The 17,385-nt window shown below is 50.7% G+C and carries 2 protein-coding genes (1 of these 2 running past the window's edge); both read right to left on the bottom strand.

Going from position 1 to position 17,385, the window contains the following annotated elements:
* Positions 1-2: 2 nt before the first annotated feature.
* Entirely contained in the window at positions 3-1,808 is a 1,806-nt protein-coding gene (locus BB497_09705) for a hypothetical protein (GenBank protein AVI62948.1), read from the bottom strand.
* On the bottom strand, positions 1,805-17,385 hold the 3' portion of the coding sequence (locus tag BB497_09700; protein ID AVI62947.1) for a hypothetical protein. It continues 15,457 nt past the right edge of the window; only the last 15,581 of its 31,038 coding nucleotides appear in the window; its start codon lies off the right edge, out of view; the stop codon is at positions 1,805-1,807. The genes BB497_09705 and BB497_09700 overlap by 4 nt, the downstream gene beginning before the upstream one ends.

Raw genomic sequence — 17,385 nt, 5'->3', positions numbered from 1 at the left:
AATTACCAAAAACGCCATTTAAGCATTAAGAGCCACTCTCTTAACTCACGAGTCCAAATGCTAATTCGCCGCTGCTCACCAAGAGGCACTCGTCCAATACCCTCCATGCCTGACCGAAAAGCAGCGTCATCGCTTAGTACAATGGCTTCCGCGATAAAATAATTACTTCCCTCACGCTGACGTGTCTCTTGCGTGACACGCTGTATTTCAAACTCAAACTGCCGGTCTGTTAATGCGGCCAGCAACAGTTGACCGCGCTGCCCCTCCTCTATCTCAGACACCCTCGACTCGTTTACAGCCAGCTCTAAGCGATAGCGTCCTTCTGGTGCTATTCGAAACAGCTCTTCTCCTGGACTAACCGCACGACCCAGCTGCTGTGTTAGATCACCCTCCACTATCACCCCATCAAAAGGCGCTTCTAACGTAGATCGCTGCAAACGCGACTCAACAAGCTCTAAATCGGCTTGCGTTTGTGCACGCTGAGCTTCCAAGATATTCAATGAAGCACGATCGCCTTGTGCTCTCAAGTTCTGTGCTTCACTTTCTAACTGCGCTAACCGACTTTGGTGTTGTAATTGCTGTAGACGGAGATCCCGCGTATCCATAAACACCAACCCCTCTCCCGCACTGACGCGGTCACCGGCACGTGCCTGAGCCGCATCAATATATCCCTGAAACGGAGCTGAAATAACGTGCTGAGATTCACTGAGCAAGGTGGCATTTGCCGCTTCATAAGCCGTGCCTGTTGCGAAATAGGCATAGCCTAAAAGGGCAGCCAAGCTAATTGCAGTTAGTTTATAGCCAAGATGTCCTGCGCCGAGCAACGCAGCGAACTGCCCACGTATGGCAACCAGCAGCTTTAATACTAAAGGGCGATCATTGCGTCGCTTTTCTTCGAGCGCACGCACGCTCAACGCCATCACGCTGCTCAATGCTTCAATCTCAGTTGGTGTAAAGGGGCTTTCTCTCTCAATAGTTAGCGCCGCCTTAACACCCGTTTGATCAACGGCTGGTATCGTTAACACATTACTAATATCTGTCATCTCTGACAGGGCAAAGTGAGCACGATTAACGGCAGCCACATCACCTTCAAGCACATGGTCACTTGGCCATACGACTGGGCATCGTTGATCAAGCGCTTCGTCCATTGATGTTTCTGTCGCACGTATGCGATTCATCTTTCGATTAAAATTAGCGCTATGAGAAATGCTAGTAATCTTGGTTCGCGCACCTGAACGCCAACCTAAGCTCACTCGCTCAGCGCGCATGAGCGATGACAACTTGGTTGTCAGCTGTAAGGCTGCAGACGCATAAGTAGGCTGCTCTAAAACAGCAGCCAAAAGCGAAAAAAACTCGCTTTGCTGCCGTGTTGAGGTATGAGCCTTTAGGGCCTCATTGGAAAGACATGCCAACTCTAACCCCGAGGCACAATCTTCCAAATGATACAGAAACGCAGTGAGGTAGCGCTTATTTGACGAGTGAGCTGGTGTCCGATACGCGACATGAAACGCAACGGCACCTATTACTTTGCCACCTCCCTCAGGTGAGCGATCTAAAATAGGATAACCAACACCGTATCTATCCTCGTCTATTGCCACAACAGCGCCTTGCGCAGCCTCTAGCGATTGGCTGGCAACATCAAGTAGCCCTACACCTTCTGCTTGCGCTGGCCACAGCGCTATGGGTTGGTACTGCCCCTCCTGCTCCCATAGCGCGATGCCTTCTACAAGATGCAAATGAACGTGCGAACTGACAAATCTATCAGCTTGAAGCTCTAACCATCGCTGTATTTCATCAGCCTCAGTCATTCGCCACCTTGATTCTTTTGCGGATTAGTCATTTTTTTCCAATTTCGCGCAGCGGACTCACGACGTAGCTTTTCAAGTCTATCTATTGCGTTCGTCTTGTTCCGCTGATGAGCGACCGCTAAGGCAGAAGCACTACTTACTGTGGCAAGCCAACCTGCAGGAAGGCCATCAAGCTCTTCGCTTGTCACAACATCGCTTTCTGGCAGCTCCTCATCTGTAGATAACTCCTCGTCTGTCGCTTCCATTGCTTCCGTTAATGTTCCATCATCCTCTGTCTCTTCTATAATTTCGTCGTCTGGAGCAGGGTTATCTATTTCCAGGGGCTCTTCAGTGCTATCTCCACCAGCTAACTGTCCAGCCGTTACCTCAGCTATTTCTGCCTCTGGAGCATTACGCAGGCTTTCTGTCGCTGCTAGCGCTGTTGCACTCGCGATACTGGAACGTAAGCTTCCTGACTGACGCTCCATCCATGTGTCTATCAAATCTGCAATACTGCTGGATAATCCCCTCGCTTCACTCCCCATTGTGGCAGCAGTGTCGATGACGTTCATCGAGCCAAGCGGCCGAGCTATGATAATAGGCTCTGCCTCTACCAAATCGTCATGCCTATTGGTGGTATACAGCTCTTCAAGTGTGGCTCGAATCAAGTCAACGCGACCGTATGAGACCGTCTCAAAATGCAAAATGCGCTCGCGCTCGTTAGGGGCACTTATTTCAATTTCAAAAAAACCGTAGTCACCCACGAAAGCGTCAGTAGCGAAGTTGGCATCAAAGAGATCTTGACCTGCGCCGCCTATCGCAATGTTGTTGCCACCGTCCGCATAGATTTTATCATTGCCACCTTCATACAGATGTTTAGCATCAACAAAGAGCCGATCCTCCGTTCGGATGACTCGCCCGAAGTCACCGAATAAAATATCGTTTCCATCGCCCCCCCTGATGATGTCATCACCAGCGCCACCGATGAGTATGTCGCGATCCGCGCCGCCGTTAAGGTCATTGTTAGCGCCTAGGCTTGGGTCACCGGATGCCACCCTGATGTAGCGACCTTCATCATCCGCCTCGATCACACCGTCATCACCGATAACAATGGACTCGCCGGCCTTATTGCTTGTTATGTTTGAACCAATCCCTGCAATAACATAATCACGGCCAGAGCCTGTAGCGATATTGTTGTTGCCAGCCGTAGCAGCCACAACATCAAGACTTTGCAATAGGCGTCGAATACTATTTTCACCTTCGATGAGGCCATTGTTGCCTATGACACTGTTATCACCATCACCACTTTCAAGGTCAATGGTGTTGCTACTTTTTCCACCAATTACCCAGTTATCGCCTCCATCGCTGGTGATGATGTCACCATCACCAAATTCGAAATGAGTTGAAGTAAGCTTTTTAACTTCCCCCTGGCCGTCAAACGTAATACGGCCGTTATCACCAATAATGCGATCACTGCCCAGACCTGTTGAGATTTCGTTCTTGCCACTGCCACCTATTGCAAGAACGGTGCCTGCATTAACGCTTATGGTGTCGTTGCCACCTGCCTCAGGCGTAACGCTTTCAATGAGATTAAGCAACCCCGTATCTAGCCAGTTGATTCGGCCGTTATCACCCATCAGTACGTGCTGGCTGTCTTGGTCGGCGTCGGTGATTTCGAGGGTGTCATTACCCACACCGCCAATCCAGGTGACGTTGCCCGCGTTAACAAAGACGTCATCATTACCACCGATGTCAGTCGCTAAGCTTTCGGCACTGACCAGCACACCGTCATCGGTCCAGCCGAGCTGAGCGTTATCACCCATCAGTACGTGCTGGCTGTCTTGGTCGGCGTCGCTGATCGTTAAGGAGTCATCGCCTACACCGCCGATCCAGGTGACGTTGCCCGCGTTAACAAAGACGTCATCATTACCACCAATGTCAGTTGCTAAGCTTTCGGCACTGACCAGCACACCGTCATCGGTCCAGCCAAGCTGGGCGTTGTCGCCCATCAGTACGTGCTGGCTGTCTTGGTCGGCGTCGCTGATCGTTAAGGAGTCATCGCCTACACCGCCGGTCCAGGTGACGTTGCCCGCATTAACCGACACGGTGTCGTCGCCACCTTCTTCAAAGGCCAGGCTTTCTGCGCTAATCAGCACGCCCTCATCCGTCCAGCCAAGCTGAGCGTTATCACCCATCAAGACATGCTCGCTACCTTGAGCCGCCTCAGTGATTTCGAGGGTGTCATTACCCACACCGCCGATCCAGGTGACGTTGCCCGCGTTAACAAAGACGTCATCATTACCACCGATGTCAGTCGCTAAGCTTTCGGCACTGACCAGCACACCGTCATCCGTCCAGCCGAGTTGGGCGTTATCACCCATCAGGACATGCTCGCTACCCTGAGCCGCCTCAGGGATTTCGAGGGTGTCATTACCCACACCGCCAATCCAGGTGACGTTACCCGCGTTAACAAAGACGTCATCATTACCACCGATGTTGGTTGCTAAGCTTTCGGCACTGACCAGCACACCGTCATCCGTCCAGCCCAGCTGGGCGTTATCACCCATCAGGACATGCTGGCTCTCTTGGTCGGCGTCAGTGATCGTTAAGGAGTCATCGCCTACACCGCCGATCCAGGTGACGTTGCCCGCATTAACCGACACGGTGTCGTCGCCACCTTCTTCAAAGGCCAGGCTTTCTGCGCTAATCAGCACGCCCTCATCCGTCCAGCCAAGCTGAGCGTTATCACCCATCAGGACATGCTCGCTACCTTGAGCCGCCTCAGTGATTTCGAGGGTGTCATTACCCACACCGCCAATCCAGGTGACGTTGCCCGCGTTAACGAAGACGTCATCATTACCACCGATGTCAGTCGCTAAGCTTTCGGCACTGACCAGCACACCGTCATCCGTCCAGCCAAGCTGGGCGTTGTCGCCCATCAGGACATGCTCGCTACCCTGAGCCGCCTCAGTGATTTCGAGGGTGTCATTACCCACACCGCCAATCCAGGTGACGTTGCCCGCGTTAACGAAGACGTCATCATTACCACCGATGTCAGTCGCTAAGCTTTCGGCACTGACCAGCACACCGTCATCCGTCCAGCCAAGCTGGGCGTTGTCGCCCATCAGGACATGCTCGCTACCCTGAGCCGCCTCAGTGATTTCGAGGGTGTCATTACCCACACCGCCAATCCAGGTGACGTTGCCCGCGTTAACAAAGACGTCATCATTACCACCGATGTCAGTCGCTAAGCTTTCGGCACTGACCAGCACACCGTCATCCGTCCAGCCAAGCTGGGCGTTGTCGCCCATCAGGACATGCTCGCTACCCTGAGCCGCCTCAGTGATTTCGAGGGTGTCATTACCCACACCGCCAATCCAGGTGACGTTGCCCGCGTTAACAAAGACGTCATCATTACCACCGATGTCAGTCGCTAAGCTTTCGGCACTGACCAGCACACCGTCATCCGTCCAGCCAAGCTGGGCGTTGTCGCCCATCAGGACATGCTCGCTACCCTGAGCCGCCTCAGTGATTTCGAGGGTGTCATTACCCACACCGCCAATCCAGGTGACGTTGCCCGCGTTAACAAAGACGTCATCATTACCACCGATGTCAGTCGCTAAGCTTTCGGCACTGACCAGCACACCGTCATCCGTCCAGCCAAGCTGGGCGTTGTCGCCCATCAGGACATGCTCGCTACCCTGAGCCGCCTCAGTGATTTCGAGGGTGTCATTACCCACACCGCCAATCCAGGTGACGTTACCCGCGTTAACAAAGACGTCATCATTACCACCGATGTCGGTTGCTAAGCTTTCGGCACTGACCAGCACACCGTCATCCGTCCAGCCAAGCTGGGCGTTGTCGCCCATCAGTACGTGCTGGCTGTCTTCGTCGGCGTCGCTGATCGTTAAGGAGTCATCGCCTACACCGCCGATCCAGGTGACGTTGCCCGCATTAACCGACACGGTGTCGTCGCCACCTTCTTCAAAGGCCAGGCTTTCTGCGCTAATCAGCACGCCCTCATCCGTCCAGCCAAGCTGAGCGTTATCACCCATCAGTACGTGCTGGCTGTCTTGGTCGGCGTCGCTGATCGTTAAGGAGTCATCGCCTACACCGCCGATCCAGGTGACGTTGCCCGCATTAACCGACACGGTGTCGTCGCCACCTTCTTCAAAGGCCAGGCTTTCTGCGCTAATCAGCACGCCCTCATCCGTCCAGCCAAGCTGAGCGTTATCACCCATCAGTACGTGCTGGCTGTCTTGGTCGGCGTCGCTGATCGTTAAGGAGTCATCGCCTACACCGCCAATCCAGGTGACGTTGCCCGCGTTAACGAAGACGTCATCATTACCACCGATGTCAGTCGCTAAGCTTTCGGCACTGACCAGCACACCGTCATCCGTCCAGCCAAGCTGGGCGTTGTCGCCCATCAGGACATGCTCGCTACCCTGAGCCGCCTCAGTGATTTCGAGGGTGTCATTACCCACACCGCCAATCCAGGTGACGTTGCCCGCGTTAACAAAGACGTCATCATTACCACCGATGTCGGTTGCTAAGCTTTCGGCACTGACCAGCACACCGTCATCGGTCCAGCCGAGCTGAGCGTTATCACCCATCAGTACGTGCTGGCTGTCTTGGTCGGCGTCGCTGATCGTTAAGGAGTCATCGCCTACACCGCCAATCCAGGTGACGTTGCCCGCATTAACCGACACGGTGTCGTCGCCACCTTCTTCAAAGGCCAGGCTTTCTGCGCTAATCAGCACGCCCTCATCCGTCCAGCCAAGCTGAGCGTTATCACCCATCAGTACGTGCTGGCTGTCTTGGTCGGCGTCGCTGATCGTTAAGGAGTCATCGCCTACACCGCCAATCCAGGTGACGTTGCCCGCGTTAACAAAGACGTCATCATTACCACCGATGTCGGTTGCTAAGCTTTCGGCACTGACCAGCACACCGTCATCCGTCCAGCCGAGCTGGGCGTTATCACCCATCAGGACATGCTCGCTACCCTGAGCCGCCTCAGTGATTTCGAGGGTGTCATTACCCACACCGCCAATCCAGGTGACGTTGCCCGCGTTAACGAAGACGTCATCATTACCACCGATGTCAGTCGCTAAGCTTTCGGCACTGACCAGCACACCGTCATCGGTCCAGCCAAGCTGAGCGTTATCACCCATCAGTACGTGCTGGCTGTCTTGGTCGGCGTCGCTGATCGTTAAGGAGTCATCGCCTACACCGCCAATCCAGGTGACGTTGCCCGCGTTAACAAAGACGTCATCATTACCACCGATGTCGGTTGCTAAGCTTTCGGCACTGACCAGCACACCGTCATCCGTCCAGCCAAGCTGGGCGTTGTCGCCCATCAGTACGTGCTGGCTGTCTTCGTCGGCGTCGCTGATCGTTAAGGAGTCATCGCCTACACCGCCGATCCAGGTGACGTTGCCCGCATTAACCGACACGGTGTCGTCGCCACCTTCTTCAAAGGCCAGGCTTTCTGCGCTAATCAGTACGCCCTCATCGGTCCAGCCAAGTTGGGCGTTGTCGCCCATCAGTACGTGCTGGCTCTCTTGGTCGGCGTCGCTGATCGTTAAGGAGTCATCGCCTACACCGCCAATCCAGGTGACGTTACCCGCGTTAACGAAGACGTCATCATTACCACCAATGTCGGTTGCTAAGCTTTCGGCACTGACCAGCACACCGTCATCCGTCCAGCCAAGCTGAGCGTTATCACCCATCAGGACATGCTGGCTCTCTTGGTCGGCGTCGGTGATTGTTAAGGAGTCATCGCCTACACCGCCAATCCAGGTGACGTTGCCTGCATTGACTGTAATAGTGTCATTACCAGCGCTCTCAGGAGCGATACTCGCAGCACTGGTCAGCACACCATCATCGTTCCACTGCAGTTGAACGTTACTACCCATCAAAACGTGCTGACTATCTTGTGATGCATCGGTAATATTTAGCGTGTCATTACCAGCACCGCCGGCCCAAATCACATCTCCTGATGTAATCGTTATAGAATCATCACCGTCGTAATCCGTGATGTACGTTTGCAGTGAGGTCAAACGGCCGTCAGCATTCCACTCCAAACTACCGCTGTTACCAAGAACAGTTGTGCTTGTAGCGCCTTTTGCCCCAACTATCTCATTGTTACCTTCACCTCCGATGACGATATTGTCGCCGTCACCTGTGTAGATAACATCTCCATCCCCATTTTGACGGTACAAAGAGTTAATTTGGCGCAAAGTGCCATCAGCAAACGTAAGTTCGGCGTAACCACCAATCAGCACATCATTCCCACTTTGCTGATGAGTATGCTGCGAACCACCATAGAGGGTGTTCTGCCCACCGCCTCCGATCAGGATATCGTCGCCGCTGCCACCTACTAACGTGTCATTACCGTCAAACCGTTCTTCGCGTGAGATTATCCGAGTAGGGTTATCGAGCTCGTTGGCCACAGAGAACTCGATAAGGCCATGGTCACCGATGAGAATATCGTTACCCGCCGCTCCGTGCAGGCTGTCTGCTCCGGATCCACCAAGCAATACATTGTTGCCACCGGTGACGCTAAGTGTATTGCTACCGTAGTTTTCTGGATTTTTAGTTTCGATGCTCACAACACGCTGAGAATCCAGCAATCTTAAGCCACTCATGCCATCAGCAGCATTAAGCTCCACAACGCCCTGATCACCGATAAGAATATCATTGCCATTTCCTCCCATGAGGATGTTACTGCCTGCTTCTAATCGGTCTCCGGTTTCTACATCAACACTACTCTTTGCATGATACAGCGTCATTACACTATCAGCCTGGCGCAGACGGTGGCTGATGGTGACATCTAAACTGCCATCACCATAAAGGTGATTGTTGCCACCACGCGTTGCATCAATAATGTCGCTACCACCACCACCAAAGAGCTGATCATCTCCTAAGCCTCCGATCAGCGTGTCTTCGCCGCGACCACCAACTAGAACAACCCCACCAATGGCTTGGGAAGCGTCCAACGTATTGTTGCCAAACTCTTCAAAGCGCTGCGCTAGATCTGTGAGCGAGCCACCCTCAGCTCGGTAAGGGCCACCATTTCTCGCCGTATCGCCAAACACAATGAGCGGCATTTGAGCATCGTAGCCTCCTTTGACAACAATTGTATCGCCACCACGAACACCATCATCAATTCTATTTCCACCACCATGAACAACTGTAAGTGGCATTTCACGAATCACGTCAATAGTCTGAATGCCTGTTTCAAGATTTAACGCACCCAGAGATGAAAGCAATACCAGTGTCGACTGCCCCGCAGAAACCTCACTTACCACCGCACGGTGTCCATTCACAAAGACCTCATCAGCACGACGGAAACCATCGTCATACCAACTACCACCATCCTGTCTTTCAATCCGAACAGTATCTCCAACAGCACGGACGTTCACATCTTCGCCAGTAAACTTGATCGGATCTGCGTCAATGGTCAGGTTGTCGTTCCCACTGCCCATGCGCAGTTCAACCACCTGGAAACCATGGTAAGTAATTCCCAAAGGTGTCTCGATCGTGTCACCAAAACCATCATCCTGGGTCAGCACGCCCTGGTTCATACCTAGCCCAGCAACATAATTGCTGGTAAGGACACCTTCAAGATCACTGACACTTGCATCAGCTGACATGATGAGCGAATTCGTATCTTGTTTAGCGGCTTCTTCTGGTGTGACGATGACAAGATCGTCACGCTCTCCGTCATCTTCGTACGGCAACATTACAGCGTCAGCAATAGAACGATCCGTATCGCTAGTGCCACCCTCTAAAATCAACGGCCCCTGAATACGGTCTAACACGTTATCCTGAGATGGAAACTGTCGATCATTTTCACTACCAGTCGCAGCAACGTAATCTACATCTAGGCCGACTTCGACGTTAAATGGCTCAAACCAGTTTTCAGAGGTAAAGACAACCGCTGGGGTAGATATACGATTAATCGTCAGCGTATTTTGTGTTAATCCTTTCGCACTTTTCGTAAGGTTTAACTCGCTGCCGTCGCTTGATAGGTTATTTACCTTGAACTCCTGATGGTCATCAGTGGCCACTATCATGCCCACTGACACACCGAGTGACGACCACGTCCGCCCATCCTGAAGCACCAGCCGCGGGCCAGACTCCACTGGATCCAGCACACTAACTTGTAATGACTCATCAACAACCGTATCCAGCACAATACGCTCGTTATTCAAATCAAAATCACTGAAACCATCGCTATTAAGTCGGACAAGCACATCATCTGTTGGCGCTTTGGTCAGCCGAAGGGTATAAGCGCCTGTGCCTCCACTTGCGCTAATCCGCGTGCCATCACCAATCTCCTGTACTACGACATCAGCGCTGTTATTGTCGTAGGCACTAACAAGCACAGATCCTGGCTGAGTATTTTGATAGATTGAGTCACTCTGATTCGACGTAATATCAAAGCTGATACGAGTATCTAGCCGATTAGATACGGTATCGCTGTTCACCACTGATACGGTAACTGTTTGGCGTTCCTGCCAGTTGTCAGCAGTGAACGTAAAGGTATCCTGATCAACCGCTAAACGATCATCAAAAGAAAGCGAAACAGTGACTGTCTCGTTCTCAGCCGGAGGCGTAGTCAGACTAAAGGAAAAGGAATCAGACTGGCCTGTTCCATTTTCCCCTTCAATAACGGTTAAGCGACGCCCCGTTTGCTCAATGAAAAGATCTCCCTGATCCCGGTCGAAGACCGTAATCATTGCATTGCCGATCGCTTGATCATTAATTTGTGCCAATACATCCGGAACCGGTTCATCATTGGGCATGGTAATAGAGGCCAAATGACTCACGGCAACGTTGCGCGTTCCTTCGACCACACCATCTTCCGGCGCCTTAACAAAGATTTCCTGATCGCTTCCCCAACCAGTATCACTATCAAAGATAAAGTCGACCGTTAATGCATTAGTAAACTCACCATCCTCTGCTTTGGAAAGCAACACGGTCTGAGGCTTCTTACCATCCTGGGCGCGTGTTCGATCAGTGGTCGACGACATGGCTGCTGACACCGTTAGCGTCACCATGGCCCCATCAGCAATAGACATATCACTGGGCAGCGCAAGGCCTAAGAAGTAGCTCGCAATATCACCGCCTTCCAGGATGCGGGTTCCACCCCTCTGATCAATAGTGACTGCCCCACTAGACTCATCTGCGATAGAGACTGGGACGCCATCAATGAGCAGGTTGTTATAAGCGCTATCAGCACTATTGACCCCATGAGTGATCAAGCTGCTGCGACCTTCTACATCAGAAGCCACTACACGCCCTGTGACATCACCACCAATGCGGAACGTATCACTACCCAGACCACCTACAAGACGAGTAACAACATCAAAAGCGGTTGATAAAACATAGAACGTATCATCGCCTTCTAGCCCGTCAACGTTGACAGCCTGGATGCGGTCAAATCCAATGTTAAGTCCAGCACCAAACACGCCATCTCGGGTAATAACGAAGTTGTCATCAGCTTCTGTACCTAAAACCACAAGCGTATTGAAGCCACCACCACCGTCAATATCGACAGGTGCGTTTATGTTGTACTCAATCAGGTCATCATCATCACCACCACGTACCTGGATGTCGTTTTCAACAATAAATGCCCGCACCACAAAGCTGTTATTGCCGCGTTCACCCTCCATCCGCAGCAGGCCTTTATTACTATAGACAACGAACTCATCGGCCCCACTACCACCGTAAATAACCATAGACTCACGGTTACCACTGCTTAAGAAGCCTTGCGTTGTTCTGATAGTCTCAATTTCATCACCTGCGCGAACGCCTGAATTGACATAAATACCGTCAACCAGGTTTTCAGGTGCATTAGGATCTTCAGCAAAAATCTGCCCAATTTGGAAGCGGTCATCTCCCTTACCGCCATCAAGCGTCATCATCGCGGAGGTATCATCCACAATGAAGGTATCATTACCATCGTGACCATTAATTCTGACTCGGCCATTAAGACTTTGATCGTAGTTAATACGTTCGACATTGTCGCCAGAAACACCCTGCGCACTATCACCCTCAAGCCGCGCAATGAAATTACGACGTATTAAAAACAAGTCTTCAGCATCGTTAGAAACTGCATTTAAGCTACTAATATCGACCGATCCGTCGTAAGCGTCGTAGCCACGCCCTTCGATAAAGAGATAATCAACACCATCGTTGGCAGCACCGCTATCAGCTACCGTAATTTCATAGTCAGCATTTGCATCTTGGCGCGTCACAATACGGTAAATGTCACTACCACTTCCGCCGTCTAAGGTCATGAGTGCGTTGCGTGTATTAAGCTCAACGACAGTAATTAGGTCGTCGCCTTCGCCACCCAAGATATCAATTGGCCCGATGAGCTCATCGGCGTGGAACAGCAGATCGTCATCGCCTGATTGACCATCAAAGCGCATCCCATCGATAGAATGAATAGACCCATGTGCGCGTAACGTGTCATCTCCAGCACCAAGCTTGACGTCTAAACGATCAAGTCTATGGTCGCCATCAAACACCACATGGTCGTTGCCATCGCTGCCGTTCAACACCACCATTGAGGCGTTAAGCGTCCCTTCAAAACGTGCGCTATTGCTACCGCCACCTAATGAAATGCTTACATCATCAATTACATGTTCACCATCGAAAACAAGCGTGTCGTCATTGCCTCCCCCCATAAACTCTAATCGGCTTGCACTTAGCGCCCCACCCAACAGATAAACATTGTCTCCTTGAAGCGAGACAATCTCGATGCTGTGAGCATTAACAATTAGCTCATCATCCAATGTCCACGTCTGAAGGCGTTCGCCTCCTTGCATTAAGAAGGTATTAGCCGCCTCAATACGGCCCATGCTGAGATCTGCAAATCCATCTGTTTGGCTGGATTCATGTACCTGTAAGTAGAACTCAACATCGAAGGCAGCTTTAATAAGCACGTTGCCATCATCAATCACAATCCCTTCAGCAGCATTAACAATAACGCTGCCGTTAGCTGCAATAACCTGCGCACCATTAGTGAACGTAACGATGTCGTCATTGCTAGCATTGGACGTGATGTTGATGTCGCCATGATGACTCATCATGTTGTTTTCGACAGTGATCGGGCTATTAATCTCAAGGTTGATATCGTTAGCAGCCTCAAGGCCACTGCGTATGGTCATAGCACCTTGGTTATCAATGAAGACACTGCCATTAATCGACTGCCCCTGTAGATCACCAATTCTCGTGGTAATGACATTGTCTGCTTCACCAATGTCGTCAGTCGCAATCAGATGAACATTGGTAGAAAGAAGGTTTTCCTGTTCGTCTGAAGAGAGTGCACTTCGTATCGCGCCTAACGAAGTGATGAAAGCGAGGCGATCACTCGTCTCACTGCCGGCACGAACTGTACCGATGTTGAGCAAGTCTGATTGATCTGTCAGGTAGAGGGAGTCAAAACTATCAATATCCAAGCGTCCGCTCAGATTAGTAAATAAATCACCTTCGATACTGCCGATACCGCCAAAGCGTGCCAGAAGTTCTAAGTCTTCAGCGATAACATTAGCGACCGTCGGATCAACGCCTAAGCCGTTAACAATGGAGCCTTCAGCAGCCAGCCAAACATTCCCGTTTTGTGCCTCAACTTGGTTAACCACTAGGCTTCCGTCAACGCTATCGAGCGCAACATCACCGTTTTGGGACGTCGCCGTAACCCCCTGGGCAGCACGGACTTCTAGAACGTTATCATTTGCAAGATCGCCTATATGGCCTTGCGCATGAAGAATAATTTCACCGTTACTGGCCAGTAATTTCAGCAGTTCGTGTCTTAGTCCATCCACAATCTTGCCGTCAGAATTGATGACGATGTCACCACCACTTGAGAACAAGGTCGCGATACGCGCATCACGTCCTTCCGTTGTCACCAAGTGGATATCCTGACGTGCACGCGCTGTAATAAGACCATCGTTATCTAACTGCAGCTCGATAGCATTATCTTCGGTACCGATACTTCCAGTGGCTGCTTCTAGAATAGCGTCGGTTGCGTTGATTACCGCTCCATCGGACAGGATACTGCCGTCGACTTTAATTCTTAGATCTGCCCCTACATCAAGCGAGCGAATCACAACATCACCATCCGAGCCAAGGTATAGCGACTCACCGCTTTCGATGGTGATACCTGCAGACGTATTACGCTGAGAGATGTTCACATCGCTACGCTGGTCAATCACGATGTGTGTAAAACGAACGCCTTCTTCTACATTGAGAGGATCCAGTACGACACGACCTAGCTCAACAACTTTATCAGTTTCACTAACAATGTCGCCTTCAGCACTCATTTCAAGCCGATTACCCTCAATAGAGGTCACCGTGAGATATCGGGCATTTTCAGTAAAATTAAGTGTGCTGCTACCGTTTAGGTAGAGGGTATCGCCCACATTAAAGTGCGACCAATCTTCAAGATTATCTTCATCTTCGCGCAGAATAGCGGTTAGCGTGTTTTGCCCGCCATCATCACTCACCTCAAAATCAACATTAACGTCTTCTAAAAGCCCATCACGAATGTACGAAATATCATTGCGCTCAGACGCTGACAGCTGAACGCGATCATCATCGCTTAATGTCTTGAGACGTTCTTCTCCATTAGCATCGGTCTCGTATTCAAGCGTAATAACCGTATAGGCATCGGTCGAGCCCACGCTGCCATCTCGCGCCAAAATAGTGATCGCACCACCAGCGTTGATGTTAGGTGCCTGGATTTCTAAGCGCGTATCAGTTGTCTCTTGCAGCAGCCCTTCGCCGACTAGACTTAACAGCTCCTCTTCAGTCCATACTTTAACGTTATCGCGGAGTTCATCTTTCTCTTCGTCACTAACGACAATGACATGATCGCTGCGGAACACATCTGTCTCACCGCCATAAGTCGCGTGCAGTTGATGGAAACGCTCTGTTCTCGTTACTTCTAAGGTATTAATTTGATCTTGGTCTAACGCGGCCCGCTCATTATCGCTTAAGGAGATCTGGGCATTTTCGTCGTACGCTACAAAGCGACGATACGTCACTTTTTCTTCATTATTTAGCGCAAGGCTACTGGTATCAATAACGTATCCACCCTGCGCCACTAGCCGGCTCAGCTCATCCGCTAACGCGTCATCCAGTTGAGAAACATCAATATCTGCTATGGCACTACTATCGATGTGTCTTAGCTGACTGCGAGCGACAGTTTCAAAATCTTGTGAAGATGTATATAGACGGTGCTCGGCTCCCTCACTACCTTTTGGCGCTAGATCAGCCAAGCCTACAATTTTTTCATCTCCATTATCATCAGTGCCAAGCTCTAGAAGAACAGCACTCTCCTCATCAAGCATAAACAGCTGATAACGTGTCTCATTGTCTAGCGTACCAAGCTCATCGTCAGAAAGCTGAAGGCGCTCATGCCAGTAACCGCTGTATTCCGCGGTGCGGCGGGTTTCAAGACGCTCAATCGCTTCATCAACACGATTTCCGTCAGTGAGGGAAAGCGCTGACCAAACGCCATCCCTTAGTTCTTCATAAGTTCTTTCATCACGCTCGGACTCCGTATTGGCATCCAACAGACTGCCTTCTTTAATTTCAATAAAGACGTCACCACGCGTGATGATTTCCTTTAAGCGTAAATCACCAGACACTTCTTCAATGAAGACATCATTGCCACTGTCTCCATTATTGATCGTCAGTACATCATTACGACGTTGGGCTTCAGCGCTGTTCTCATCTCGGTTACTTGAATCAATACGCAGTGATTGGTCACTGCTACCAATATCAACACCCGCCGTTAACGTAATCGCTTGGCCTTGCACGAGTGAATTACTGTTAGCCGCATTAAGGCTTCTCGTAGTCTCTATCCAAACATCGCCTGAACCGGTCGTCACTTGGCCGATAGTAAGAGAGCTAGTAGGCCCGCTCGATAGCAAGACATCGCCTCGAGTTGTTTCAGCGTTCAGTACTCCTCCTGATCCTACGAGACTAACCTGCACTGGATCCAGCGTACCGTCGGCTTGCTCGCTACCGATACCATCATCTGCCTCAAGGGTTACATTGACACCCTCAATGCGGGGTGCCCCAATCTCGGCTGACCCGTTACGGATACTGCCTTGCGTGGACAGTGAGACATCCCCATTGGCACTCGACATCGCACCATCAATGACAATATCACCTACCGAATTAACGTTAATGCTGCCTGTTTCTTCTCCCCAAAAATTAATACTTACATCGTTATCTGCTTGTATATCGTGACGATGTCGGGTGGAGGTGATTTCACGTTGGGATAATGTGATTTCATACGTTTTCTTGCCATACCAAGTCGACTCAACCAGCTCTGCACCTGATGTAAAGTAAATACCTGCATCTACATAGCGATCGTCATCAAGCTTAATCTCGTTTCGACCAACATCGATGATGCCCGCCCCATCGGCATTTCCAGGCTCTGTTGATCCACTCGTCCTTCTGCTCTCGTACTTGTAACGGTCTAAAGACTCGTCACTTGTATAAACGATGCCTTTATCGCCTGAACCAACTGGTAGCAGACGCTGTGATAACGTCTGTGTGTCTTTCGAACTTTCATCAGGTGGATCCGATGCAAGCGCATCAATACCAATCCAACTGGACGTTCTTAACACATACTCTGTTCTTGTTTCTTGTACTTGCGCCACTTCGAATGCATAGCGACGATTTTCAGCAATAGCATAGGAAAAGTCTTCGTTAATCAGCGCCTGTTGAGAAAGCGTACCTTGATTGAAGTTACTTGCGTTAGAGTTCCGGCCGCTGTGTTCCACCTCAAACTGGCCATCGCTATTACGCTGAATAATGACCTGATCAACCTGATCACCTAGGGTTGTGTCACGCTCATCATCACCTGACCACAACTCTCTGTCAGTGATGCTTAGTGAACCACGCCCAGGTGTGGATACATCAATATCTGCCAGGGAAATAGCGAAACGTGTGCGATTATCAACGTTGATATCGCCATATCCGGCAAAAATATCGATTTCACCACTACCGGTATTGATTAGATGCCCGTCTATGGTGACATCGCCACCGCCGATTACGGCATCCTGTACTTCAATCTGCATGGTGTCAGGATTGAAGCCAATGTTCACTCCGCTTCGGTTGCTTGCATCACCAAGCCTGAACGTGTTGCTGATTCCGCGGTTTAGCTGGCGTTCAATAAACGCTTCATCACTCTCATTAACTTCGATGTCATACTCACCTACACCGCTTACCATCCGGCCATTTAAGTTAATAACATCGGCCTGGATGTTGATACGCCGAGCTTGCGTGGGCGTCGAGTTAGTAATGTCCTCAAGGGCATCGAACATTTCTTCAGAGAGATTCATGCTGTCATACAGACGCTGCATCGACCGGTAGAAAGACTGAAGAAATAGAGGCTGGCTCTCTATAAAGGCATCCGTAATCTCGGGGGTCTCGGGGTCAGCGCTGTATGCCCAATTTCGCGTAAAATCTTTCATCGTCAGGTAAGGCGCTTCACCCAATGCGAAGCGTGAAACGCCACCGATGTTGATCGAATCTTGAGCGGAGAGAACCAGATCAGCTACATTAA

Origin of the sequence: Halomonas sp. GFAJ-1 (assembly GCA_002966495.1) — a bacterium.
GTDB lineage: Bacteria > Pseudomonadota > Gammaproteobacteria > Pseudomonadales > Halomonadaceae > Vreelandella.
This window is presented reverse-complemented; position numbering and strand designations above follow the sequence as displayed.